This window comes from Indioceanicola profundi, from assembly GCF_003568845.1.
Taxonomy (GTDB): domain Bacteria; phylum Pseudomonadota; class Alphaproteobacteria; order Azospirillales; family Azospirillaceae; genus Indioceanicola; species Indioceanicola profundi.
The window spans coordinates 262,893-287,565 of sequence record NZ_CP030129.1 but is presented as its reverse complement, the minus strand read 5'-3'; the positions used below and the strand labels follow the sequence as shown (position 1 = coordinate 287,565).

22 protein-coding genes, 2 pseudogenes and 1 other annotated feature are annotated in these 24,673 nt (G+C 64.0%); of the genes and pseudogenes, 7 read left to right on the top strand and 17 right to left on the bottom strand.

Annotated features, from left to right (window positions below; genetic code table 11):
* The first annotated feature begins 41 nt into the window (after positions 1 to 41).
* Together DOL89_RS24665 and DOL89_RS24660 are read left to right on the top strand one after the other, a co-directional pair.
* Positions 42 to 2,129, top strand: a complete 2,088-nt coding sequence (locus DOL89_RS24665; RefSeq protein ID WP_225890105.1) for a sigma-54-dependent Fis family transcriptional regulator — start codon at positions 42 to 44, stop codon at positions 2,127 to 2,129.
* The gene (locus DOL89_RS24660; RefSeq protein WP_119681999.1) at positions 2,113 to 2,538 is read left to right on the top strand and encodes a ribbon-helix-helix domain-containing protein; all 426 of its coding nucleotides are present in this window, start codon (positions 2,113 to 2,115) and stop codon (positions 2,536 to 2,538) included. Before DOL89_RS24665 ends, DOL89_RS24660 begins: the two co-directional genes overlap by 17 nt.
* Positions 2,539 to 2,885: 347 nt before the next feature.
* Here the strand turns inward: DOL89_RS24660 and DOL89_RS24655 are convergent, their stop codons facing one another.
* The 7 genes and pseudogenes from DOL89_RS24655 to DOL89_RS25415 all read right to left on the bottom strand — a co-directional run.
* Positions 2,886 to 3,797 carry a recombinase family protein gene (locus DOL89_RS24655; RefSeq protein WP_119681998.1) on the bottom strand — a complete coding sequence of 304 codons (912 nt, stop codon included), beginning with the start codon at positions 3,795 to 3,797 and terminating at the stop codon, positions 2,886 to 2,888.
* 625 nt (positions 3,798 to 4,422) lie between these two features.
* Positions 4,423 to 5,349 carry a TniB family NTP-binding protein gene (locus DOL89_RS24650; protein ID WP_119681997.1) on the bottom strand — a complete coding sequence of 309 codons (927 nt, stop codon included), beginning with the start codon at positions 5,347 to 5,349 and terminating at the stop codon, positions 4,423 to 4,425.
* Positions 5,350 to 5,356: 7 nt separating this feature from the next.
* Positions 5,357 to 6,313, bottom strand: coding sequence for a Mu transposase C-terminal domain-containing protein (locus DOL89_RS24645; RefSeq protein WP_162937888.1), 957 nt, complete (start codon positions 6,311 to 6,313; stop codon positions 5,357 to 5,359).
* 97 nt (positions 6,314 to 6,410) lie between these two features.
* Positions 6,411 to 7,642 (bottom strand): IS3 family transposase gene (locus DOL89_RS24640; RefSeq protein ID WP_119681995.1). Its coding sequence is split into 2 segments (ribosomal slippage): positions 6,411 to 7,348 and positions 7,348 to 7,642, totalling 1,233 coding nucleotides; the frame shifts between segments, so codons are not numbered across the junction.
* Positions 7,242 to 7,358 (bottom strand) — a sequence feature (AL1L pseudoknot). Its footprint overlaps the gene before it by 117 nt.
* Positions 7,643 to 7,689: 47 nt before the next feature.
* Complete coding sequence (locus DOL89_RS25345) at positions 7,690 to 7,983, bottom strand: transposase family protein (protein WP_162937887.1); 294 nt, start codon at positions 7,981 to 7,983, stop codon at positions 7,690 to 7,692.
* 93 nt (positions 7,984 to 8,076) lie between these two features.
* Positions 8,077 to 9,264 (bottom strand): IS701 family transposase, encoded by a 1,188-nt coding sequence (locus tag DOL89_RS24630; protein WP_119682027.1) that lies wholly within the window; start codon positions 9,262 to 9,264, stop codon positions 8,077 to 8,079.
* A 158-nt stretch (positions 9,265 to 9,422) separates the two neighbouring features.
* Positions 9,423 to 9,737: pseudogene (locus tag DOL89_RS25415) on the bottom strand (integrase core domain-containing protein); the annotation flags it as partial.
* A gap of 234 nt (positions 9,738 to 9,971) precedes the next feature.
* On the opposite strand from DOL89_RS25415, the gene DOL89_RS24620 reads away from it, so the two are divergent.
* Positions 9,972 to 11,243 (top strand): IS110 family RNA-guided transposase, encoded by a 1,272-nt coding sequence (locus DOL89_RS24620; RefSeq protein ID WP_119681992.1) that lies wholly within the window; start codon positions 9,972 to 9,974, stop codon positions 11,241 to 11,243.
* Positions 11,244 to 11,485: 242 nt separating this feature from the next.
* Here the strand turns inward: DOL89_RS24620 and DOL89_RS24615 are convergent.
* Together DOL89_RS24615 and DOL89_RS26140 are read right to left on the bottom strand one after the other, a co-directional pair.
* Positions 11,486 to 12,076, bottom strand: a pseudogene (locus tag DOL89_RS24615) (IS481 family transposase); the annotation flags it as partial.
* Positions 12,012 to 12,575, bottom strand: a complete 564-nt coding sequence (locus tag DOL89_RS26140) for a helix-turn-helix domain-containing protein (protein WP_119681991.1) — start codon at positions 12,573 to 12,575, stop codon at positions 12,012 to 12,014. The pseudogene DOL89_RS24615 and the gene DOL89_RS26140, both read right to left, overlap by 65 nt.
* A 94-nt stretch (positions 12,576 to 12,669) precedes the next feature.
* On the opposite strand from DOL89_RS26140, the gene DOL89_RS24605 reads away from it, so the two are divergent.
* Positions 12,670 to 13,860: a TniQ family protein gene (locus DOL89_RS24605; protein ID WP_119681990.1), complete on the top strand. Its 1,191-nt coding sequence runs from the start codon at positions 12,670 to 12,672 to the stop codon at positions 13,858 to 13,860.
* Between the two features lie 213 nt (positions 13,861 to 14,073).
* On the opposite strand, the gene DOL89_RS24600 is transcribed toward DOL89_RS24605, so the two are convergent.
* Positions 14,074 to 15,072 (bottom strand): sodium:calcium antiporter, encoded by a 999-nt coding sequence (locus DOL89_RS24600; protein WP_119681989.1) that lies wholly within the window; start codon positions 15,070 to 15,072, stop codon positions 14,074 to 14,076.
* Between the two features lie 111 nt (positions 15,073 to 15,183).
* Between DOL89_RS24600 and DOL89_RS24595 the strand changes: the two genes are divergently transcribed.
* Complete coding sequence (locus DOL89_RS24595) at positions 15,184 to 15,567, top strand: PRC-barrel domain-containing protein (protein WP_162937886.1); 384 nt, start codon at positions 15,184 to 15,186, stop codon at positions 15,565 to 15,567.
* Between the two features lie 45 nt (positions 15,568 to 15,612).
* On the top strand, positions 15,613 to 16,344 hold the full coding sequence (locus tag DOL89_RS24590) for a ZIP family metal transporter (RefSeq protein WP_119681987.1): 732 nt from the start codon (positions 15,613 to 15,615) through the stop codon (positions 16,342 to 16,344).
* Positions 16,345 to 16,375: 31 nt separating this feature from the next.
* Here DOL89_RS24590 and DOL89_RS24585 read toward each other — a convergent pair whose 3' ends face one another.
* On the bottom strand, positions 16,376 to 17,293 hold the full coding sequence (locus tag DOL89_RS24585) for a cation diffusion facilitator family transporter (protein ID WP_119681986.1): 918 nt from the start codon (positions 17,291 to 17,293) through the stop codon (positions 16,376 to 16,378).
* Here DOL89_RS24585 and DOL89_RS25340 point away from each other — a divergent pair.
* The gene (locus DOL89_RS25340; protein ID WP_162937885.1) at positions 17,270 to 17,539 is read left to right on the top strand and encodes a hypothetical protein; all 270 of its coding nucleotides are present in this window, start codon (positions 17,270 to 17,272) and stop codon (positions 17,537 to 17,539) included. The two genes, DOL89_RS24585 and DOL89_RS25340, sit on opposite strands and share 24 nt — an antisense overlap.
* Before the next feature lie 69 nt (positions 17,540 to 17,608).
* Here the strand turns inward: DOL89_RS25340 and DOL89_RS24580 are convergent, their stop codons facing one another.
* The 6 genes from DOL89_RS24580 to DOL89_RS24555 all read right to left on the bottom strand — a co-directional run bounded on the left by DOL89_RS24580 (position 17,609) and on the right by DOL89_RS24555 (position 24,499).
* Complete coding sequence (locus DOL89_RS24580) at positions 17,609 to 17,827, bottom strand: hypothetical protein (RefSeq protein ID WP_119681985.1); 219 nt, start codon at positions 17,825 to 17,827, stop codon at positions 17,609 to 17,611.
* A 71-nt stretch (positions 17,828 to 17,898) separates the two neighbouring features.
* Positions 17,899 to 18,306, bottom strand: coding sequence for a hypothetical protein (locus DOL89_RS24575; RefSeq protein ID WP_119681984.1), 408 nt, complete (start codon positions 18,304 to 18,306; stop codon positions 17,899 to 17,901).
* 55 nt (positions 18,307 to 18,361) lie between these two features.
* The gene (locus DOL89_RS24570; RefSeq protein ID WP_119681983.1) at positions 18,362 to 18,685 is read right to left on the bottom strand and encodes a hypothetical protein; all 324 of its coding nucleotides are present in this window, start codon (positions 18,683 to 18,685) and stop codon (positions 18,362 to 18,364) included.
* 9 nt (positions 18,686 to 18,694) lie between these two features.
* Entirely contained in the window at positions 18,695 to 21,949 is a 3,255-nt protein-coding gene (locus DOL89_RS24565) for an efflux RND transporter permease subunit (RefSeq protein ID WP_119681982.1), read from the bottom strand.
* 11 nt (positions 21,950 to 21,960) lie between these two features.
* The gene (locus DOL89_RS24560; protein WP_162937884.1) at positions 21,961 to 23,217 is read right to left on the bottom strand and encodes an efflux RND transporter periplasmic adaptor subunit; all 1,257 of its coding nucleotides are present in this window, start codon (positions 23,215 to 23,217) and stop codon (positions 21,961 to 21,963) included.
* A 4-nt stretch (positions 23,218 to 23,221) separates the two neighbouring features.
* Complete coding sequence (locus DOL89_RS24555) at positions 23,222 to 24,499, bottom strand: TolC family protein (protein ID WP_119681980.1); 1,278 nt, start codon at positions 24,497 to 24,499, stop codon at positions 23,222 to 23,224.
* Between the last annotated feature and the right edge of the window lie 174 nt (positions 24,500 to 24,673).

Here is a 24,673-nt window from a genome sequence, read left to right as displayed (position 1 = left end):
GGACGGTAGCTATTCTTGAATCGGGATAACGGGAGGACACGTTGAAAAGAACAAACGAGGCTAAGCTCTCCCAATCTCGGAAACTGCCCGAGGCGTTGGCCCGTAAGCTTTCGGATGTGGAAGCTAACACGATGCGGGCGTGGGAGGATTTTGTTTCTGGCATTCAGTGTGACAAGGGGACGGTACGGGATGTCGTCGCCAATTCATGGGATCGATGCCGCAGCTCAGCCGTCGATGTTTGTACCACCGCAGCACCGCAATTGGATGCGGAGCGGACAGCACTGCTGCGCCAGAGGAACCGTGACCTGCTCCAAGCATCCGCGACGACCTTGGCGGAAGCAGCCAACATGCTGGCGGGGACAGGCTCGCTGATGTTGATTGCCGATATCGATGGCGTGATCCTTGAGGCGGCAGGAGACCAGCGGACCACACATGCTGGCCGAGACATCTCACTCTGGAACGGTGGCCACTGGCACGAGAGTTCCACCGGCACAAACGGGATCGGCACGGCGCTCGTACTCGACAAACCTGTGCTGATCCGAACGACAGAACATTATTGTCAAAGCATAAAGCGCTGGAACTGCGCAGGCGTCCCTATACACGACCCGGTGGATGGCAGCATCGCGGGATTGCTGGACATTTCAACCCTGAAGCAGATCTATGACACTCAGCTGTTGGCGATGGCTGTGATGGCCGCGCGCAGGATCGAATGGGTGATGGCCTGTCAGGCCGAGGAGGAACGCACGCGGTTAATGGAAAGCTGCCTGGAGTACGGACAGAAATACGCCCACGACGGCTTGGTCGCCTTGGACGCGAAGGGGCGCGTGATCTATGTAAGTCACAAGGCCAAGCACCTGCTGGAAAAAAAATTAGGCGCGGAAGCTGACTCATTGAGCCGTGGAACCCGCATCCTCAATTTGGGAACTCCTGGCAATGCGGTCAATGTAGATGGAAACGGGCGGACGTTGCCCGAGGTGCCGGCGGACTGGAGAATACCGCTGACGCTCGACGGGATCGAGCGGGGGACGTTGCTGGTCATTCCCGGCAGCTTGCGTTCCTCTCCCCAGGTGTCCGTCCGGGCACGAGCATTGACCGATGAGAAGGATTCCGGTCGGTCCCAGTTCAACTGTATTGTTGGCAGCAGCCCAGCAATCCAAACTGCGACGTCCCAAGCCCGCCGTCTAGCACCTCTGAACGTGCCTGTCCTGATCGAAGGTGAGACGGGCGTTGGAAAGGAGCTCTTCGCGCGAGCGATCCACGGGAACAGCTGTACTGCCAATGGCCCTTTCGTAGCCTTCAATTGCGGCGCTGTATCGAGGGAGATGCTCGCCAGCGAGTTATTTGGATATGTGCGGGGCGCATTCACTGGCGCAAGCAACGAGGGCCGCATCGGCCGGTTTGAGCAAGCGCATGGCGGCACTTTGTGCTTGGACGAGATCGGAGAGCTGCAACTCGACCTCCAGCCTTACTTGCTGCGCGTTCTTGAGGAGGGAATCATCTATCGGGTCGGTGATAATGTGCCCCGGCGGGTTTCTGTCCGCCTGCTGGCCATGACCAATCGCAATCTGCGGGCAGAAGTGGAGGCTGGCCGATTCCGACTGGACCTCTACCACCGACTGAGCGTGACAAGTATCCGCGTCCCCGCCCTGCGCGAACGCAATGGCGATCTGGATGTCTTGATAGATCATTTTAATCGGGACATCGCGGAACGGCACGGACGAAGCCCGGTGCGCTTCGCGCCAGCGACAATGGATGCGTTGCGCGCTTATAATTGGCCTGGGAACGTGCGTGAACTACGAAATCTCGTGGAGCGAGCCATTCTGCTATCCAGTGATGGCTGTGCGGATCTAGACTGTCTGCCAGATGAGATTCGAAACTGTGCACAGTGCCTACAGGAACCTGTAAGTGGATCGCTAGAGACTGCTGAACGCCGGATCATTGAAGATGTTATCCGGTCATGCAGCGGCAACTTATCCGATGCTGCGCAGGTACTTGGTATTTCACGCAGCACGCTCTACAGGAAGCTAACCTTGTACGGCATCAGCCGTCTCGGCTCGTCTGATGTCCCGACATCGCGCTCGGCACCTCTGACCAAATCATCAGCGGGGCGCCATGTGTCAGGTTTATAAAAACGGTCATCGCGCTTACTACCGCCCACGACCCCGATCCGTCAGATTTAGGGGCATGGTAACCAGCGTTCGCCTGGAACAAATTTTCTGGAAGATGCTCGACGAGATTGCCCAACGAGAGCAGATGAGTCTTAATCAGCTGGTCATCAGTCTCTATGATGAAGCTATATCAGAGTGTGGAGAGGTAAAGAATTTTGCCTCTATTCTCAGGGTCGCTTGCTGTGTCTATTTAGAATCGTCATCTGGCGCTTTTAAGAGGAGCTCTCATCCTCATCCGAGGCCCTCGCCTAGAGCTGATCAGGGGGGCAAGGCTAGTGCTCAGCCAAATGAGAGGGTTGAGGGAGGCGAATTTCCTAGCGGCGACACACGATCCGGGCGTTTACACTTGTTGCCAACACGCTTCCGGTAATGTGCCAAGTCTGGCACATCAAATTGTACAGCTGCGCCGTGGCCGCGGTGGCCAGAATTGTGCGGCGTCAAGCTGACGGCGAGCGGTCCCTGGCTGTCGGCAATCAGGTCGGGGTCCGCCGCTCCAAGGCCCCCGGCCGTGACTCGGACCAGCCTCGCTCTTCGTCCACCGCCGACAAGCACCACATGTGGACGGCTTGGCAGAGCCTGGCCAGCAGCCGCCTACAAGGAGAATGTGGCAGCGCCCGTGTGAACTGCACCGGAGAAGGCCTGTGCTGGGTCCGGTCGACTTGGTAACCTCCACAACAGGAGTGTCACCGCTCCATCGCAGAGGCGGCGGACCACCCCTCATGCAGGCTCCGCCTCTCGCACCAGCCCCTGCTCCTTAGCGCGGTCCAGCAGGTTCTTAACCGATGAGCGGCTCCAGCGCAAACCGCCGCGCGGCGTGCGCTGCCCCATGCTCTGGAGCCGGCGCGCGATGCCGTCCAGCGTGAGGCCGGGGTCCAAGCGCGCCAAGCCGGCCACCATGAGCACCAGGTCGTCACTGTCAACACGCTTGGGCGCCGCAGCGAGCACGTCCTGGCGGACCAGACCCGCCGCCGCCAGCCGGCGCACAGCCCGGATCAGGCTATTGGGCGTCCACGGCTTGCGATCCCACGGCCGGATCTGGCCCGAAGCATTCAAGGCGCGCACCACCTGATCCCAGGCGGCGGCCGGCCGAAGCGCCTCCACCATTGGCAGGAAATCCTGTGCGTGGGCGATGACGAGGTCGTCACGGGCCACCGCCCTCCCCTGCCGCACCTTTTCCAATGCTGCGGGGTCGCGTCGGCGCAGTCCCGGATTGCCGGGCGCCTTTCCCCTAGCCACGGCCGCTTTGAGCCCGGCGATGGAGCGCTCCCGGATCAGGGCCCGCTCCAACTCGGCCGCAGCACCCAGGACCTGCAGGGCAAAACGCCCTTGCGGGCTGGTGGTGTCGATCGGGTCGCCCAGTGACTTGAAGGCGATACCGCGCTGCTCCAGCCCGTCAATCACCTCCAGCAGGTGAAACAGCGAGCGTGCCAGCCGGTCGATGCGGGCCACCACCAGCGTATCGCCCTTCTTCAGGCTGGCCAGGACCTTGGCCAGCACGGGCCGGTCGCGGTCGCCGCCCGAGGCATGCTCCTCGAAGATCCGGGAGCACCCGGCCTGCTTGAGGGCGAGCAGCTGCGAACCTGTGGACTGGTCTTCGGTCGAGACGCGGGCGTAGGCGATGAGGGCCATGGGCGATCCTGTGGTTTTCGGACGGCGAGGCGTCCTCCCGGCCCTCTTGTACAGAATATCAGTCAGGCTTATCCACCCGGATGAACATGGATGCATGCCCCGGACCGGCGGATCCGGACCGTGCTCAGCCCGAGCCGACCGGTGCCGAAGATCGGCGAAATCCCAGGCAGAGAGAGAACGGGAAAAGCCACGAAACGCCAGCTCCAACGGGCTGCATGCGACAGGCGACGGCCCATGCTGTGCTGAAACCAGAAGAGTGAAACACGCGCACGGCCAATGGCTTGACGCATGTCTGTTGGCTTTCCTCACCGGACTTTTGGCAGCAGCTCCCTGCCGACAGCAAGGCAGCTCAAACGAACTTTTCTACTGAACGGGGCACTTTTCTACAGATCAGGGGACCAAAACGGGGGGCACTGCGCCCCGGAAAGCCCCGGATTCCCGCTTTTCTACAGAACCGCTGCACAGCGACAAGCGTTCACACTGTTTGTGAAGAATCATACATGATGTCAGGGGATAGCCGGAAAACTGCTGTTTTCTGCCCATACATGATGTCAGCAAGAATCACACATGGTGTCAGCTGACGAATTCCGATCAGACTTGATGTCAGGTGACGGAAGACTTTTTTTCAAAGGACCCCGAGGGGGCTTCCCAGCTGGCGCTCCGCCTCCAGCAGGCGCACGGAAGGAGCTACCCAATCAAGTCGCCGGAGGAGGTCGTGATCAATGATCTCGCCCCCCTCCTCAATTGCCATCGTCGTGGCCTCCACCAGCAGGATTGCCAGTTCCCCAAGGCGACCTTCTGAAAGTTCGTGCAGCCGGGCAGCAAGCCCCGCTTCGGAGAGAAGGGATGGCTGTTTCAGCGGCAGCAGCAATTCGAACCCGGCCAGGAGCTGGCGGAACTCGCGCCCGAAGCGCCAGACCGGCAAAGGCAAAAAGAAGAACCGCGAGCTCATCTGCCTGTCCGACTGTAGGGCAACGACAGCATCCGGCGTGCCGGCCGCAATGAACGAAATGCCGAGGCGGTTGCCCATGTGCTTGAGCACGGTCAAGAAGTCACGCTGCCGGGCGGGGCGATGGGTGAGCATATTGTGCAGCTCATCAATGATGATGATCCGCACCTTCAGCTCTGCTAGCACCGAGAAAACCTGGTTCTTCTTGTCCCCCGTACGGGCCGTATGGCGGAACGGGACATTCAGGACGCTCAGGATCTCGTCATAGAGAGAGGCTTCAGTCGGCACCGGAGGCGCATCGATAAAGAGGATGGGCCAGCGGCTTTGTCCATCATGCGTGGGCGGATGGGCGCGCAGGGCGGCCTTGATGATCTGGGTTTTGCCGATACTCGGCTCCCCAAAGATCAGCAGGTTCCGTGGCCGGTTCGATGGTGGCGTGGCAATGATGGTGTCGATCCGGCGTAATGCCTCGACAGCCTTAGGATAAGCGATGAACCATTCCGTCTGGGCGGCATGCAGGCGAAGAATGCGGTCCCGATCGGAAAGGTCCAGCCATGTGGCAACGTCCGGGTTGAGGTGGGAACGGACCGCCGCGCTCGGCATGGTGGACTCAGCTCCTGGGAATCCAGAGTTCCGTCGGGAACGGGGCTAACGGTCCCTCGTCATCAGCCGGCACGAGATCAATGACCGGCCTGGATTTTGGAAGGGGTGCGCGGGCGGCAGGAATGACGGTGTCCGCCGGCTTATGTGTTGAGGCGCGGGCACGACGCGCCCGGCGTGTCTTGGCCTGTGATTGGGCGGTAAGCGCATCGAGTTCGTTCAGCGCCTCGGACAGACGCCCAGGATCAATGCGTGAACCCTTGGGTCTAATCTTCCTGGCCGTTCCCTGGACGATCTTGAGCGATGGCGCAGCCTGCCGCAGGTTGCGTCGGGGAATGTCGAAATACTGCCCCAACTCGGGATCATGGAAGTAGACTTGGTTCAGATCGCGAGGGTCATGGCAGACCACGAAACCATCCGGCGGGCGGACCCCGATCCAGCGGCGGAGCACATGGGCATAGAAGCGCTGATTGAATAGCTGGATCCCGTACTCCTGTACGGTTTTGATCCGCTTGAACGGAAGCAGGGATATCCGCATCGTCCGCTCGTCGGGGAGCGGAACCGGAGACCGCCAGGGCTCGGCTTGCAGGTACATGCTGTAAGGTGGGAGACCGATTTCGGAGTGCCGGGCGTGGTGGTAGATCTTGGCAATGTAGATCGCGATGTAGGTCTCCAGTTCGGGAATGGTGTAGGTGGCCATTGCCGCACTGTCGTAATCCCCACGTGCCTGGGGCGATCGGAACGTGGTGCCCGGCAGGGTGTGAATTTCCTGCGCAAACGTTCCCAGCAGGCGTTCAATATGGGCGCCATGTTGGGGCGCTCCCGGCTTGCGGAAATGCTGCTCGATGCCGAGCAAACTGCAGGCCCGCTCCAGCGTCTTGGAATGGAAATCCGCTCCATTGTCCGTGTGCAGAATCCGCATCACCCCGTGAAAGGGCCAGTCGGCCTTGACGCCAATCAGAGCCAACCAGCGATCCTTCGGCAGCAGGCTGCGGGCGAGACAGAAGCCTGTGCTGGCGCAGTTCTGAACCGCGCCGGGTTTCCCGGAGGCCGATTTATTTGAGTCACGCTGCCATGGCGACGTCCTCGATTTGGGCATAATAGCGCGCTTCGGCCTCGGCGGGAGGGATGTTGCCGATAGGTTCGAGCAGACGCCGGTTGTTGAACCAGTCCACCCATTCCAGGGTGGCGAACTCGACGGCTTCCAGGGTACGCCATGGACCGCAGCGCCGGATCACCTCGGTTTTGTAGAGGCCATTGATCGTCTCAGCCAAAGCATTGTCGTAGGAATCACCGACGCTGCCCACGGAGGGCTCGACGCCAGCCTCGGTAAGACGCTCGGTGTACCTTATGGCGACGTATTGCGACCCGCGATCGCTATGGTGAATGAGACCGCTGCCCTTGGCTGGCCGGCGGTCGTGGAGCGCCTGCTCCAGGGCATCCAGCACGAAGCCGGCATGAGCGGTGCGCGACACCCGCCAGCCGACGATCCGGCGGGCAAAGGTGTCGATGACGAAGGCCGCGTAGACGAAGCCCTGCCAAGTCGCGACGTAGGTGAAATCTGCCACCCACAAGGCATTCGGGCGGGGCGCCTGGAAATCCCGGCCCACCCGATCGAGCGGACATGGCGCCGCACGGTCGCTGATCGTGGTGCGCAGCGGCTTGCCGCGGACCACGCCCTTTATCCCCATCTGGCGCATGAGCCGGGCCACCGTGCACCGGGCGACCTCAATGCCGTCCCGCGTCAGCTGCCGCCAGACCTTGCGCACCCCGTAGACCTGGAAGTTCTCCTCCCAGACCCGCCGGATATCCTGGCAGAGCCTGCTGTCGCGCAGCGCCCTGGCCGATCGCCGACTGGGGTCCCTGCGGCGGGCAGCATGGGCGTGGTAGGTTGACGGGGCGATCGCCAGGACTTGGCAGATCGGCTCGACCCCATAGACCTCACGATGATCGTCGATGAAGGCGATCATGGCTTGAACCGGCGGTCGAGCTCCGCCTGGGCGAAATAGGCCGAGGCCTTACGCAGGATCTCGTTGGCCTGCCGCAGCTCCCGGTTCTCCCGCTCCAGCTGCTTGATCCGCTCCTGTTCCGCCGAGCTCGGGCCTGCCCGTAGGCCTTCGTCGCGTTCAGCCTGGCGTATCCAACCGCGCAGCGTCTCCGCCGTGCAGCCAATCTTTCCGGCAATCGAGTTGATCGCCTCCCATTGCGAGCCGTATTCACCTTGATGATCCAGCACCATCCGTACGGCACGCGCGCGCACTTCAGGGGCATATTTCGGCGGGGGCTTCTTGCTCATCGCTCCATCCTCTCAAGAGTTGGAGCCTCCGGCAAACCCGGAGCGGTTCAGTTCGGATCGAGGATCGAGAGATAAAAACCCAGCACGGCCCGGCTGTAGACGTCGATGGCAACCGTCAGCCAGGGCTTGCCCATAGGCTCACGATCGGCGGTATCCTCGACGACCTCAATGTCGAGGCGCATGTGATCCATTTGAACCAGGGCCAGAGGACCGTCGGCCTGGATCGGGTTTCCGTGTGGGCGGAAAAGATCATTTGTACTACAGTTGCGGATAGTGGCGTTTGCGGTAATGAGCATGCTCGGCAGCAGCCTGATGTCGCCGTCGCCAGCGTGACCACGCAAGGATGAATGCTCGGGCGGTGCGCGGCTTCAGGAGCAGCCGGGCGAGCAGGTAGCGGATCTCGGGCACGGATGGAAGGAGTGCCGGGCGCAGGCTCACGCGGCAACTGACTTTGGCGGACTCCTTTCGTTCGCTTTGTTCCAGGTGGACCGGCGCAACTCGGCGGACAGCCGGGCCAGGAATGCAGCCGCGGCCATGCAGAGGGTCATATGGCGGTGCCAGCCGTGCCAGGAGCGCGCCTCACAGTGATCCAGCCCGAGCTCCTCCTTGGCGCGCTGGAAGCATTCCTCGATTGTCCAGCGCAGCCCCGCCGCCCCGGCGAGTTCGGCCAAGCCGGTTCCAGCCGGCGAGAAGACAAAGTAGTAGGCGCGCTCGGACGGGTTCTGGCGGCTGCGCCGGACCAGAACCCAGCGCTCGAATTCAGGACCATGGGCCCAGCCGAGCGGGATGCGGGCCCAGTCATAGAGGCGCAGGCCCTTGGAGCCCTCGCCTGCCGGCAGGGCAGTCCAAGCGTCAGGCGGCAGACCATCTGCCAGGGTTTCCGGATCGGTCTGGATAAGTTGCCCGTCCTCCACGAAACGCAGCGCATGGGTGGAGCGTACGGCGAGCACATAGGGCTGGCCGCGGCCCTCCAGGAGACGGCGCAAGTAGGAGTCGGAACCATACAGGGAATCCGCCAGCACCCAGGCACAGGGCAAGCCTGAATCCAAGGCGGCCGTGATGAGATCCGCGGCGATTTTAGGTTTGGTGGAGAAGGCGACAGACTCGGGCACCTGGGCCGCGGCCCGGAGGTCGAAGTCCTCGGCCCATTCCTTGGGCAGGTAGAGCCGCCGGTCGATCAGCGCCTGCCCGTAGCGGCTGGCGTAGGCCAAGAAGACGCCGACCTGGCAGTTTTCGATCCGTCCCGCCGTGCCGGAGTACTGCCGCGCCACGCCGACGGAGTGCCGGCCCTTCTTGAGGAACCCGGTTTCGTCAACCACCAGCACGCCGTCAACATCGCCAAGGGCCGCGGCCACATAATCCCGCACCCGGTCACGCAGGGCGTCCGCGTCCCAGCGGCTGCGCCCGAGCAGGGACTGCATGCGGTAGGGCTGCGACAGACCCGCCTGTTCCGCCATCAGCCAGCCGGTCTTGCGCGCAACGCCCGACAGCAGCCCCGCCACGAACAGCGCAGCCGTCTCACGCAGCTCAGAACGCCGGAACACCGGCGCCATATGGGCGCTCAGCCGATCGAGTTCCGCCTCCCAGCCCAGCAGCGCTCCAGACCATGCCCCCACACCCATCGCCCCCTCCCAAGAAGCCAACCGGAAGAAGGGAATCACATCCAATTATCATCCGCAACTGTAGTAATTTGCAATCTTATCGCCATTACGGGCCCGGACCCAGAGTTCCGGCGCCACTTCCCGCAGCCGTCGGCGGACCGTTGCGATTCCCGGAGTATCTAGATGTTTGGTCCCGGCATTTGGTGGAGCGGGTTGAGGATGAAGCGTTCTGGCTCGGCAATCCACTGTTTGCAGATGAACTCGTAAGGCGTAAGGCCCTTTAGCGTCTTGAGGCGCCGGCCAAAGTTGTAGGCTGCGACGAAGTCGGCGAGGTGCTGCCGGAGCTCGTCATGGCTCTCATAGTGGTAGCGCTTGACGGTCGCATCCTTGATGGTGCGGTTCATGCGCTCGACCTGACCGTTGGTCCAGGGGTGGCGAGGCTTGGTCAGCCGATGCTCCACGTCGAGATCGGCGCAGGCAGCCTCGAAGGAGTGGCAGCGGAAGGGGATCTTCTCGGCCCGCATGGCCTTGATGTCCTTGGGCGTCCAACCGTCACCGGTCGGCTCGGTGAAGTGGGTGCCGTAGCACGTCAGGAAAGCGGCAGGCGGCCACCTCAGGCGGCGCGCGCAGCCCCCAAGCTGCAGGCGCGCGCCGCCTGAGGTGGCCATGGCCGGCCTTTGGATCTCCTAGAGTGATGGTGTCCAGCCCTCATTCCGGAGAGACCAGCCATGACCAGGATCGAGCCTATCCCTGAAGGCGCTGCCTTGGTAGCCATCGACATCGCCAAGCTGCGCAATGAGGTCTTGATCGACCTGCCGGGCCAATCACGGCGGCGCCGGCTGTCGATCGCAAACACCCGTGCTGACCACGACCGGCTAGTGGAAGCTCTGACCAGCTTGGATCGTCTTGTTGTCGTCGCCTTCGAGGCGACCGGCAATTATCATCGCCCGCTCGCCTGGCGACTGCTCCAGGCCGGGTTCAGGGTTCAGCTGGTATCCTCAGTCGCCCTCGCCCGAACGCGCGAGGCTGTCCACAATGGCTGGAACAAGAACGATCCCAAGGACGCCCAGGTTATTCTGCACATGCTGAAAACCGGGCTTGTCCAGCGTTATCATGACCCGCTCGCCCACGGCTTCAACGACCTCCAGGAGCTCTCAAAGACCCATGAGGCGGTGTCCAAGGCCAAGAGTGAACTTCTGCATCGCATCCTGACCCACCACCTACCGCTCTATTTTCCAGAGATTGAGCGCTTCCGTCAGAACAGCCGCAGTGACTGGTTCTTTGCCTTCCTGGAGCGGTTCCCGACACCGGCCAGCATCACGGCCCTGTCCAAGGAGGCGTTTCTCGCAACTGCCTGGGACCTTGTTGGCCGTAAGGTGGCCAAGGCGCAGTTGCTGGCCGACATCTATGAGACTGCTGGGGAGTCGATTGCGCTGCCGATCCCTCTGGACAGCCCGGCTCTGACCATGTTCCGGATCGTGCTGGCCGAGATGCGCAGCCTCATCCGACAGCGTGACGCAATCGAGGAAATGGCGGACGAGCTGCTGAAGGAGCATGACGATTACAAGCTGCTGCGCAACGTTCCCGGCGTGGGCCCGATTATCGCCCTGACCATCCTGGCCGAGGCCGGTGACCTGCGCCGGTTCCGGCATCACCGGCAGTTTCTGAAGTTCTGCGGCCTGGACCTCGCCACCTACCAGTCCGGCCAGTTCCGCGGCCAAACCAAGCTGTCCAAGTTTGGCAATGCCCGTCTGCGCCGGGCCTTGTGGCTGGCAGGGCAGGTTGCGATCCGTCAGAAAGAGAATGGATTTCGCGAGAAGTTCCGGCGCTACATCGCCCGTGATCCCGATAACCCGGACCTGAGGCGCAAGGCCCAGACAGCGATTACCGCCAAGATGGCGCGTGTGGTGCATGCCGTCGTCAAACGCGGTTCTGAGTACCGCCCCTTTTTTGAGGGGGCGGCGCCAAGTGGAAGAACCTCTCTCCGGCAGTGGCCGTGAGGGCGCATACGCGACCCTGTAGATAATGATTGGGTCTTCCACTTGGATCGGCATCTCGTCTTAAGGACGGTGAGGGCCACAGCCTTGCGCTGCTGGACCCTGTGTTTGCTATGGCTGAGAGCCACTCTTACAATAAGTGGAAGCCACTTGGCATAGGAGCGTTGACGAACTTACGCCGCGAGCGCAAGCTCACGGACAGGGATCCTTCGTGCCGCCTTCCCGCCAATCTCCTGACATAGGACGTTGTCGGTGAGCACGGTGTGGATCTTGTAGGGAACGGCTGCCGCGAGGTGGCGGAGGAAGTCGCCAGCCACGCGCCGCGTCGCCTTCTCGTGCAGCTCGACAAAGGCGAACTTGGACGTGCGGTCGATGGCAACGAAGAGGTGGAGCTTGCCCTGCTCGGTCCTGACCTCCGCGATGTCGATGTGGAAGAAGCCGATCGGGTAGCGCTTGAACCTTGAGCGCTGCGGCTTGTCCCCGTCGGTCTCGGGCAGCCGGCTGATGCCGTGTCGCTGGAGGCAGCGATGCAGGCTCGAACGGGTGAGGTGCGGAATAGTGGCCTGGAGGGCGTAGAGGCAGTCGTCGAGCGGCAGCAGCGTGTGACGCCGGAAGGCGACGATGATCGCCTCGTCCTCGGCCGTCAGGATGGTGGATCTGGGGGCCGTGGGCCCGGTGCGCTGATCAGCGACCGAGCTCCTGGCCCTCCACTTCGCAACCGTCTTCGGGTTGATGCCATACCGCTTGGCCAGGGCTCTCAGGCTCTCTTGACTATGCTGTATCGCTCGACGGACCGCCGCTGTCGTTGTGGCGCTCCCGTGGTGAACCTGCCCCATAGCGCTTCCTTCCACTCACGTGACAAGAATGCACCATCAAACCCCGGGACCAAACATCTAGCCGGGCATTGGAGCAGGCCTGTACGACGTGATCGTGAATCTTGCTGGCGATGCGCTTCTGACGGTTAAGCCCGCGTTCGACGATTTGCTGTCGCATCACCTGCTCGACCTCTGGATGGAGGCGTTTGGGTTGCAGCCGGTCAGATCTGGAGACAGGCAGCAAGCCGGCAAACCCCGCCTTACGGTAACGGGCAATCCAGCGACGTAGGGTCCGGCCACTTTTACCCAACTCGGCTGCTCTGGCCGCAGCCGCCGCATCCGGGACAGTTCCCAAAGCAAGAAGCGGACGTATGGCTTCGAGACGCTCCTGGGCAATGGACCAAAGCGGATCGTCGGGCGGCAGCTGGAAAGGCTGATGACGGGCCGGGACAGGTCCCCCCGCCAGGAACTCCGCCTTGGCAACCAGGAGGCGACGCGACCGGAACCGCCTGCTGTGCATACGGCTTCTCGCAGAGGAGTCTCGCAATAGTGCCTGGCGATGGTACAGTCATTGGTGTAGGCTGCGCAAGCCGCTAAACGGGAAGGTGGTGACCATGGCAGGCCGGCTTGATCCCTTTCTCGACCGGCCTGATCCGAGCCGGGCACTTCCTGTTCAACTATCCCCAGCTCCTGACGAACTTCTCAGCAGCTGGGCAACCCGGATTGTCTGGAAGCTGGGCCTGGATCCGAGCGACGTCCTGCCTGCCTTTTCACGCCCGTTACGGGCGCGGTATCTCGACATGGCGGCCCCCCGCCACCTCTTGTCCGAGATGGCCCAGGCGACGGACGGACACCGCCAAAGGATCGCGGCATTGCGGCTGTGGCAAGCGGCAGTAATGCCCGATGGGATGGGGCTGCACCCGAGCGCTGCCAGCGTATTGCCCACAGCTGTGGGCGTTCCCCTTGGACTAGCGAGCCGGTCTGATACCTGGATCCTGCACACCTGCACCTTAAATGATGCCGGCCAGGGCCTGAGCTTCTGCCCGGCCTGCCTCACAGAAGACGAGGAGGCCTATTTCCGCCGGGTCTGGCGGTTGGCGTTTCCAGCAACGTGCCTGCGGCACGGCCTGGTCTTGCAAGACCACTGCCATGCCTGCCGCGCCGTGGTAGCGCCCTGGCGCCTGAGGCGGAGCCGTCCACTTGATCCCATGGTAGGCGTTGATCTCGCCCGCTGCTGGCGGTGTCTGGCGAACCTCCGATTTGCCGACCGGCAGCATGCTGCTCCCGGTGTCTTCATGCTGGAGCAGCGGATCGTGCTGGCCTGGGCACTGGCAGCGGCGCGCGGCGCCAATGCGCTACGACCCGTGGGACATTCCTGTTTCGATGAGGTCGTTGAGCTCTTTCTGTATCGGGCGCACAGGATCACACAGCCCCGCCGGGCATTCCGGTACTTGAGCGCACGTGTCCGGCACGAGGTCGAACTCTCCTGTGGACACCATCTCAGTCGGGTGATGGCCTCATCGTTGGAGATGGACTGGGACGCGGCCGGTGATCTGATCCAACCTGCGAAACCAACTGCCCTGCCGCAACGGCGCCTGTCCTGGACCTACATCCCGAAGCAGCCAAGTTTGTCCATACGGCCGAGTGTGCCTGTCCCACCTGCAGCACCTGCAGCTTTGACGGCATGGTGCCGGGAGCAGTTGAGCCACGCATCACCAGATTTCCGGAAGATCTATGAGGCGTTCCGGGCAGCCGGCGGCACAGCTGCATTCGTAAAATCAGAGAACCTGCTTTCTGACCCATAGCTGCAATGCAGCGGTCGAGCAGGACATCTGGGTCAACGCGGACGGCGAGAACCTTGCGGGCAACCAAATCGGCATTCGCCAAACCAAGCCCAATGCGCAGGTTGATGCGGCCGGACCGGATAAGTGGCGGGTCGAGCAGTTCGGGACGGTTGTTCGTCATGTGGAGGATTTTGCCTTCATGGGCCGTAGTTCTGACTAGCAGCAATCATCGCCTTACGCGGGCCGCACCCAGAAGACGACGGTCGCAATCCAGAGCAGGCCGACTGCCACGAGGGCGACGACCTGCCACTGCCGGAACCCATGCTGGCTGCCGCCGAAGTGGATGAAGACAGCATAGAGAAGTGGCACCAGGGCAACGAACACCAGGTTCACCTTGTAAAGCTGGAGGTCCTGGATCGGCAATGTCACCAGAGCCAACGGCAGGAAGGCGACTGTCATGGTCACGGCATGGTCGCCGATAACGCTGGTCACTGCCGAGGTGATCTGGCCGCTCTTGGCCACCGACCAGGTCGCAAACACCTCCGGCAAGGCCGCGATCGGGGCGGTAATGAAGAGACCGCCCACCACAGGCGATAGTCCCAGACCACGCACGATGTTCTCGGTCGCCAGCACTGTAAAAAAGGCGCCCACGACAAGGGCGCCGATCCCGGCGGCGGCAAGGCCCACCTCCCGACGCTTCCACTGCACCTTCTTGCCCTTCTCGCGCCCGCGCAGCAGCGCCTGGGCGAGGTAGGCCAGGTAGACCAGCAGCATGATCCAGCCGTCGATGGGCTGGAGCCCGCGTCCGGGGACCGGTAGGGTCAGAATCGCCACAATGAGCAGGATCACCAGGTAGGGAATGGCCTGGACGGTCACGGCACTCCGGTCCACGGCCAGCAGGTGCTCGCGCAGATGCTGCTCATGCCCCTTTTCACCGCCCACGTCACGCGACCGCGTGGCAATGTAGGCCACGATCACCATCAGCGGGATGGCGATGATGTTGGAGCCCAGCATCACGCCGAGCCCGATATCGGCGACGCCCCGCATCGCGCTGACCGTGTTGATGCCGATCTCTGGCGCCGCAGCCGCCAAGCCGATGAAGGATCCTCCGGCGGCAACGGAGAAGCCCCACTGCTTACGCAGTTTCTTCAGGGGATTGGACAGATGCTCCGCCCCCCAATGCGCAGCCCAGACAGCTGCCAGCAACACCGGGACCCAGATCGCCCACCCCATGGCCTCTCTCCCTTCATCCTGGGCAGGAACAGGCAGAAACCAGAAAGCTCATCAACATCGTGACAGGAGGAGGACCGCGCTGTTGGCAACTCTGAAAATGTGGAGAGCTACATGGAGGGGTTTTCGGGCCGACTGCCCGCACTTGGACTTGTACTCGCCCTTGGCTCTGCTGCCCCGGCCCTGAGCCAGGGCAGCACGGATGCGCCCGGCACCCCCGTTGTTCCGACTGAGGAGGCCGAGATCAGTGCGTCAGATCTCATGGGCAAGCCGGTCATTGACGCGGCAGGCGACAGCCTGGGCCAAGTCGCTGATATCATCATCACCACGACGGGCCAGGTGAAGCGGCTGGTCATCAGCCGCGGAGGCGTCTGGGGCATCGGCGACGAGGTCGTCGCCATTGATTTCAAGACGGTGCGCCTCCTGCCTGCCGAGGGGAAAATCCTCGCCGAGGGACTCACCAAGGACGAAATCGAGCGCCATGCCGAGGGCCAGTAGGTCTGGGCACGTTCCCAGAACCAAGAAGAACATGAGAGCGCCCGGATGGAATTCCTTCAAGTCCTCGCCCTGGCCTTGATGCCCGCTGTCGGCAACTTCGGGGGTGGCCTGATCGCCGAGTTCGTGCGGACATCCAGGCGCACGCTCAGCCTCGCTTTGCACGTGGCTGCCGGGATCGTCATCGCCGTCGTGGCGATTGAGTTGATGCCGGAGGCTCTGGGGGGAGCGGTCGCCTGGCTGGTGGTCGGCGCCCTGCTGCTGGGCGGTCTGTTCTCGCTGGTGCTGGAGGCCGGTGTGGATGCCCTCGTCGACCGCTATGGGGGAGACACCGGCTCCGGACCCTGGATGATCTACGCGGCCGTATCCGTCGACCTGTTCAGCGACGGGCTGATGCTGGGGGTCGGCTCGGCCGTGTCGTTCAGCCTCGCCATCATCCTGGCCGTCGGGCAGGTCCTCGCCGACCTTCCGGAAGGCTTTGCCACCATCGCGAACTTCAAGGACAAGGGCCTGCCGCGTGGCAGGCGCATCCTGCTCTCCGCCTCCTTCGCGCTGCCCTGCCTGTTCGGAGCGGCCGTCGGCTATTGGCTGCTGCGCGGGGCCGGTGAGAGCATGCAGCTGGCCGCCCTGGCCTTTGTCGCTGGGCTTCTGCTTGTGGCCGCAATCGAGGATATGATCACCGAAGCCCACGAAGCATTCGCCGACACGCGCTGGTCGGCAATGGCCCTGGTGGGAGGCTTCGGGTTGTTCACGCTGGTGGCCTCGTACTTCGAGGCGTGAGGTCCGCCATGATGGCTCGATGCTCTGCGGCTCAGTGACGGGGCACGAGGTCCATGCCGCCGCAGTGGGCCGCCTGCTCGCCGAACTCCAATTCGAGCGTCGCGTGGCCGATGTGGAACCGCTCCGCGAGGCACGCGCGCAAGGACCGCTTGATGACCTCACCAACCTCGGGGTCGCGCCCCTTCACAACGATGTGCGCCTCCAGGGCCGTGTCATGCTCGCCGATTTGCCAGACATGGACGTGGTGGACATCCGCCACACCCTCGACCGACCGCATTGCGGCCACCATCCCATCGAAGTCGAAGTTCTCGGGCGCGCTTTCCATAAGGATGCGGATGGCGCCCGGCAACATGATGAAGCCCTGCCAGAGCACGTAGCCCGAAATCACGAGGGTGACAGCGAGGTCCACCCAGTACCATTGGTACAGGATGATGAGCGTACCGGCGATGATGACGCCAACCGAGGCGCCCGCATCCGAGAGGTTATGGATGAAGGCGGCCTTGATGTTCATGTTGCCCTTTGAAACCGACAGGGTCAGCAGGGCGGTCGCGATGTCGATGACCAGGGCGATACCGGCAACGATGACGATGATCCAGCCTCCCGGCTCGTGCTCGCCGAAGACCCGGCCCACGGCCTCGGCGACCAGATAGAGACCCACGATGATGAGGGTGGTGAGATTCACCAGGGCCCCGATCACCTCGGCCCGCGCATAGCCGAAGGTGCGTCGCTCGTCGGAATGGCGGCGTGAGATCCGGCGGGCGAACAGCGCGATGCCGAGCGACGCCGCGTCACTGAGGTTATGGAGCGCGTCCGCCACGAGGGCGAGGCTGCCGGAGATGATCCCGCCGATGACCTGGGCCACCGTGAGAAGCACGTTGATGACGACGGCGATGGTCAGCCGTTTCGTGCTCATGTCTTCGGCGCCATGATGGTGATGATCGTGGCCCATATCTGGTCCTTTCTGGTTCGCCCGGGCTTGATCCGGCATGCCAAGCGTTCGCTTTCACTTCAGGGACAGCACCAACAGGCCAAGCACCAGGGCGGAGCCGATTGCGAGCAGCACCTTGATGATGTCCGCTCGACTTCCTGGTCGCCGTCCCATGCGTGTTCGGCGTTGAACAGCCTTTTCGATCGCGGTGGTTCTCGCGATCTGGCCTCTCCGGACCTGATGGCCGCGACGGGCCTCTGCGCGTGAGGGGCGATTACGCCGTCCCACTGCTCGGTTCCTCGGACGGGCGGCAATGACGCGCGCCGCCGGAATCAGTCAATGTTGGTCTCGAGATGTTCGCGCTTGTGGCGGCTCGCAAAGATCCCGGCCGATGCTGAGGGGGGAGCCGCCGATGCCGGTGCCGGAGAGATGCGGCCGGACATACCGCTCGCCGCTGGGGCAGCTGCTGTCAGCCGCCCTCGGCAGCGTGTCGGCGGTGGAGCAGGCCGACAGCAGCAGCATGGACATGAGGTTGACTATGGCGACGTCTCGCATCCCGACCTCCTGTTCAGCAGTGTGGGCCAAGGGAGACCGGTGGCTTGCACCACCGGCCTCCGGCAGCAGGCTCAGTGCGCGTGGCCGCCGAGCTCGAAGCGCGCCTGGGAGGATTTGCCGTCCTTGCCCCGCAGGCTGACCACTGCGTCGGCGCCCTCGGGCACCTCGCCCTTGCCTTCCAACCTGTCCCCGACGGGCTGGAGGACGACCGTCCCTTTGCGTACCGATCCTTGGGTGAAGAGAACGCTGGCCATCATGCCTTCGGTGGGGACCAGAGCCTCGGTCGCATGATCGACCAGATACAAGGTGACGGTTCCGTCACCTGGCACCAGTTCGGCTTCGTACCCAGCGAGGTCCTGGACGACGCCGCCGTGCGGGCCATTTGCCCCTTCGCCATGGGAATGGCCATGCCCGTCCTGGGCGCTGGCCGCCACGGGCAGAAGGAGGAGACTGGCGGCGATCATCAACTGCTTCAACATCGGTATCTCCTGTCGGGTTGAGAGCCGGGCGGTACATGGCCGCCCGGCTGATTGGTCATTGATGGTTTCTGGAGCTCTGCTCTTCAGGTGCTGCGCACCGATCGGCTAGGGCTTGCAGCGGAACATGGTTGCCCTTGCCCAGCACGCGCGACATGAGACGCCGCTCACCGCTTGGGCACGTGCTGGCGAGCTCCAGCGGAACGCACTGCTCGCTCCTGGTCCGGAAGGTTTTGTGGTCGCCCTTGCCGAACTTGAGCGGCTGGACATACCGCTCACCGCTCGGGCAGCCGCTGTCGGCAACCCGGGGCAGCCCATTTCCGGACGCGCAAGCCGTCAGCAACAGCAGGGATACGAGGCCGATTGGTGCAACATTGGCCATTGGAGCCTCCTATTCCGCGGCGCGTCCGACGGGAGCCGCCTCTTCAGGCGCCTCCTCCTCGACGGCCAGGGGTTTGGCGAACCGGCGGTAGAGGGCCGGGAGCACGAGCAGGGTCAGCAGCGTGGCGGTGATCAGCCCGCCGATGACTACGGTGGCGATCGGCCGCTGGACCTCGGCCCCAACGCTGGTGGACAACGCCATGGGGACAAAGCCCAGGCTCGCCACCAGGGCCGTCATCAGCACCGGGCGCAGGCGGGTCTGCGCCCCCACACGCACGGCTTCCTCCAGATTCATGCCGCGGATGCGGAGTTGGCGGATGTAGGAAAGCATGACGAGGCCGTTCAGCACGGCGATGCCGGACAGTGCAATCATGCCGACGGCAGCCGAGATCGAGAACGGCATGCCCCGCAGCCACAGCGCCAGGATGCCGCCGGTCAGCGCCAGCGGCACGCCGCTGAACACCAGCACGGCATCCCGGGCCGAGCCGAGGGCGCTGTAGAGCAGCAGGAAGATCAGCGCGAAGCAGGCCGGGACCACAATCATCAGCCGCTCGCGGGCCGCGATCAGGTTCTCGAACTGTCCACCCCAATCCACCCAGTAGCCGGGCGGCACCGTAACCTCGGCCGCAATGCGGGCCTGCGCTTCCTCCACGAAGGAGCCGATATCCCGGCCACGGACATTGGCCTGGACGACGATGCGGCGCTTGCCGTTTTCCCGGCTGATCTGGTTCGGGCCTTCCGTGAAGCTGAAGCTCGCCACCTCGCCCAGCGGTACGGTGCGGACAGCCCCTGCTCCCTGGCCTTCGACGATATCCGGCGGAAGTGGGATGGGCAGAGATTCAAGAGCGGTAGGGTCGTTGCGGAGGCTCTCCGGCAGCCTGGCCACAATCTCAAAACGCCGGTCGCCCTGATAGACCAGGCCTGCCTCGCGGCCGCCGACCGCCATGGCGACCACCTCCTGAACGTCAGCCACGCTGAGCCCGAACCGTGCGGCCCGGGTCCGGTCCACCTCGACATTCATGAAGGAGGCGCCTGCGACCTGCTCGACGCGCACGTCGGCCGCGCCCTCGACACCCTGGACAACGCCTGAGATCTCGTTGGCCGTGGCCAACAAGGTCTCGAAGTCATCGCCGAATACCTTGATGGCGACATCGCCGCGCACGCCCGCCAGGAGTTCGTTGAAGCGCAGCTGGATGGGCTGGCTGACCTCATAGACCTGGCCTGGCAGTTCACCCACGGCGGCCTCCAGGCGTTGGATCAGGTCCGCCTTCGAGAGGTCCGGGTCCGGCCACTGGTCGCGCGGTTTCAGCATCACGAACATGTGGGAGATGCCGGGCGGCATCACGTCCGTGCCGATCTCGGCCGTCCCGGTTTTCGAGAAGGCGTAGGCCACCTCCGGGAAGGCGGCGACTGCCGTCTCGATCTCCATCTGCTGGGCTGTAGCCTGGGGCAGGCTGGTGCTGGGAATGCGGAAGGAGTTCAGGGCCACATCGCCCTCATCCAGCTGCGGGATGAACTCCTGGCCCAGTTGAGTGAAGAGCAGCAGGCTGCCGCCGAACAAAACGGCGGCGATGGCGGTGACACGGAGTGGCGCTTTCAGCGCCCGGTCCAGCAAGGGACGGTAGGCCCGTCCGGCTTGGCGGATCGCGGCATTCTCCTTTTCCTCGACCCGGCCACTGACGAAGATGGCGATCAGGGCCGGAACCAGGGTCAGGGACAGGATGAAGGCGCAGACCAGGGCGATGATAACGGTCAGCGCCATGGGCTCGAACATCTTGCCCTCCACCCCGGTGAAGGTGAGGAGCGGCAGATAGACCACGATGATGATCGCTTGCCCGTAGACGGAGGGCTGGATCATCTCCTTGGCCGCGAGGGTGACCTCGTGCAGGCGCTCCCGCAGCGTCAGCACGCGGCCGAGATGATGCTGGCGCTCACCAAGACGGCGCAGACAGTTCTCCGCGATGATCACGGCGCCATCTACGATCAGGCCGAAGTCGAGAGCCCCTAAGCTCATCAGGTTGGCGCTGACGCCCGCCTCGAGCATGCCCGTCGCGGTCAGCAGCATGGTGATGGGGATGACAGCCGCCGTGATCAGGGCGGCCCGAACATTCCCCAGCAGCAGGAACAGCACGACGATGACCAGCAGGGCGCCTTCGGTCAGGTTCTTCGCCACTGTCTTGATGGTGGCGTTCACCAGGTCCGTGCGGTCAAGCACCGTCTTCGCAACGATGTCCGGGGGCAGGGAACTCCGGATTTCTTGAAGCTGGGCGTCCACAGCGGCGGCAACCGTGCGGCTGTTTTCTCCGATCAGCATCAGGGCGGTGCCGACCACCACCTCCCGGCCGTTCTCGCTGGCGCTGCCGGTGCGGATTTCCTGGCCGGGCTGCACAGTCGCCACGTCGGCAAGGCGCACCGGAACGCCGCCGCGCGTCGCCACAACGACATCGGCGATCTCGGCCAATGTCGAGATGCGGCCATCGGAGCGGACGATGAAGAGTTCCCCGCTCCGCTCAAGCTGACCGGCGCCAAGGCTCTGATTTGCCCGTTCCAGCGCCTCTGTCAGATCAGCGAAGGTGAGGCCGTAGGCGACCAGCCGCACGGGGTCCGGCAGGACATGGTACTGCTTCACATAGCCGCCGATGGTGTCGATGCCCGCAACACCTTCGACGCCCTTCATCTGGGGCGATACGATCCAGTCCTGGACCGTGCGCAGGTAGGTGGCCTGGTCGGCCTTGCTCGCCAGGATCTCCCCCTCCGGCGTCAGATAGGAGCCGTCCGGCTGCCAGCCCGGCTCCCCGGCCTGCGCTTCCTCCGGAACGAAGGGTGCGAACTCCACAGTCCACATATAGACTTCACCGAGGCCGGTGGAGATCGGGCCCATGGTGGGCGTCAGCCCGGGCGGGAGCAGGTCTTTCGCTTCCGTGATGCGCTCGCCCACCTGCTGGCGGGCGAAGTAGATGTCCACCTCCTCGTCGAAGATCGCGGTGACCTGCGACAACCCGTTGACCGAAATGGAGCGGGTGCTGTCCAGCCCGGCAATCCCGGCGAGCGCCGTTTCCACCGGGTATGTCACCTGCTGCTCGATCTCGAAGGGCGAGAGGGCGGGGGCCAGCGTGGTGATCTGGATCTGGTTGTTGGTGATGTCGGGCACGGCGTCGATCGGCAGACGCAGCAGCGACTGCGCCCCGAACGCCGCGGCCGCGGCCACCAGCAGTACGATGAGGAAGCGCCGCTGGACCGCGAAGGTGAGGATGCGTTCGATCATGCCAGCGCTCCTCAATGCGAATGGGAGTGCTCGGCGGCACCCCGCGAGGCTTCGGCCTTGAGCAGGAAGGTGTTGCCGCTGGCCACCGGATCGCCGGGGAAGAGCCCGAAGACGATTTCCGCCGTGCTGGCGCTGCGGCGGCCGACCTCGACGACACGGGTCTCGAAGCCTTCCTCGTTCCGGACGAACACCACGGTTTCCCCGTTCAGGGTCTGGAGTGCCGAGGCGGGCACCACGACGTCCGCCGGTTCACCGCCGCTGGCGATCGCGCCTGACACGAAGTCGCCGGGTCGCCATGTGCCATCCGGGTTCTCCAGGCTGGCGACGACGCGCGCCGCCCCGGTCTGCGGATCGATGGTGGGGCCGGTGAAGATCACCTTCCCTTGGGCCATCTGTCCCGCAGGCCCCGTGACGGTAACCGCTTGGCCTTCACGGACGAGTGACAGGTCTGCGGCATAGACGGGCAGTTCCACCCAGACGGTGGAAAGGTCGGCGACGGTAAAGATCTCCTTTTCGGCGGAGACCAGTTCGCCGCGGACGGCATTCCGTTCCGTGACCCGCCCGGCAATGGGGGCGCGGACCTCCAGGCGGCTCATGGCCCGCGGGTCCTGCTTGGGCAGAGCCTCGAGTTCAGCGTCGGTCAGGCCCAAGGTGGCCAGACGCTGGCGGGCCGCATCCAGGGCGATCCGGCTGGTCTCCGCCGCCGTGCTGGCATCGAGATAGTCCTGCTCGGCCGAGACTTTCTTGCGCCGGAGGTCCTCTTCGCGCTTCAGCGTGGTGCTGGCGAGTGCTTCCTGGCGCAAGGCCGCCAGGTAGTCGGCTTTGGCCTCGGCCAGGTCGCGGCTGTCCAGCACGGCCAACACGTCTCCGGCGGCGACCTGGTCTCCGAGGCGCTTCAGCACCTCCGCGACAACGCCCGGAACGCGGGTGGTGACGTGGGCCATCCGGTCGGCATCGGGCACAATGGTGCCCATGACCTGGACTTCCTTCGAGACCTCGCCGGGTCCGGCCTCGACGACCTTGATGTTGGAGCGGGCGATCTGGGCGTCCGTCAGATGGACAGCCCCCTCCTCGCCCTCATGGCCATGACCTTCTTCCGCCCCCTCTTCGGGCGTAGACGGTTCATCATGGTCGTGACCGTCACCTTCTGCATGCTTTTCCTGGGCGGTTGCGGAAGGGGCTGGGCCGTGACCCAGATCGATGGCCCAGTAGCCAATTCCGGCCGCCGTCAGGGCCAGGACGGAAACGCCGATCAGTGTCTTCTTCATGGGATCACCTCTCCCCGGATGGGGCGGTTGCAGATAGCCGCTCGAGATCGGCGCGTGCATTGTGGAAGCCCTGGAGGGCGTCAACCAAGTCACGCTGCGCGTCGAACAGCGTGCGCTGCGCATCGAGGACCTCCAGGTAGGAGAACTTGCCCTGCCGGTAGCCTTCCTGCGCCGCACGATACGCTTGCTCGGCCACAGGAATGATCTGCGCCTGGAGGGCGGATGCCGTGTCGCGGGCCGCATCCAGATTGGCGCGGGCGGCCGTGACCCGGCGGCTCAAGTCCAGCCGTTCGGCCGCGAGCTCGGCTTCCGCGGCCACAACCTCGGCCCGCGCCCGCGCGATGGCGCCCCGGTTCCGGTCGAACACCGGGATGGGGATGCTGACGCCGACCAGGAAGGCATTGTCGTCGGTCTCATGGAACTGGCGCACACCCGCGGAGACGGTGATGTCCGGAACGGCACGGCTGCGCTCCACCTCGAGCTCCGCCCGGCCCTGCAAAACGTCGGCTTCCCGGCGCAGCAGGTCGGCCGTCTCGGCGGGGAACGCCTCTGAGACTGGAATTGGGACATCCAGGCGGCCGAACCACGTCCCGTCAAGCTTCAGGGCGGCTTGGTCCATGCCGATGAGGCCACCCAGAGCTTGGCGCCCGGCAGCGGCACGGCGGCGGGCCTGCTCCAGGGCCACTTCGGCCTGGCGGCGCGCGATCTCGGCCCGGCTCGCCTGCACGGTTGTCTCGCGTCCGGCCTCGACACGGGCCTGGATCGATCGTTCGACCTCCTGCGCCAGGCGAACCCGCTCCTCGGCGAGCCCCACATTCCGCTCAGCGGCAACCGCCTCGGCGAAGGCGGCCCTGACATCACGGATCAGATCCAGCTGAGCCGCGGCCAGATCATGGCGCGCCGCCAGGCGCGCAGCACGGGCAGCATCCACACGGGCGCCGCGCTTGCCGCCGAGTTCAATGGTTTGGGACAGGCCGTAGGTGGTCTCGACATTGTCAAAGCCGGAGAACGGCCCGGAGCCTTTGAAATTCTCCACCTCGACGCCGAATTCGGGGTTCGGAAGAACTCCGGCCTGATCAAGGGTCCCCGCCGCGGCGTCAAGCCGGGCTGCTGCCGCCGCAGCACGCGGGGCAACATCCAGTGCGCGGGTGATCGCGGCTTCCGGGGTCAGAATGGAAGATGAGGGCAGAGGGGACTGGGCAGCGGTCGGCGGCTGTTGAGCCCCGACGGCTGGCGCCCAGGCGATCCCGATCGCCAGGGCGGCTGCAAAATGCGAACGCATGTAGTCTCCGCGTGCGGACGAGCGAACACCGGGTGCGGCCAGGGGCCATCACCCGGACGAAGTCGGTTCGCTTAGGCGCGCGGAGGCTTGTAGGGCGGAGACGGGTCGGCGCTCTCCGGCGGCGGTGTGTTATTGAAGGAATAGGGTATTTTCACCCAGACCACAGGGTCGCTG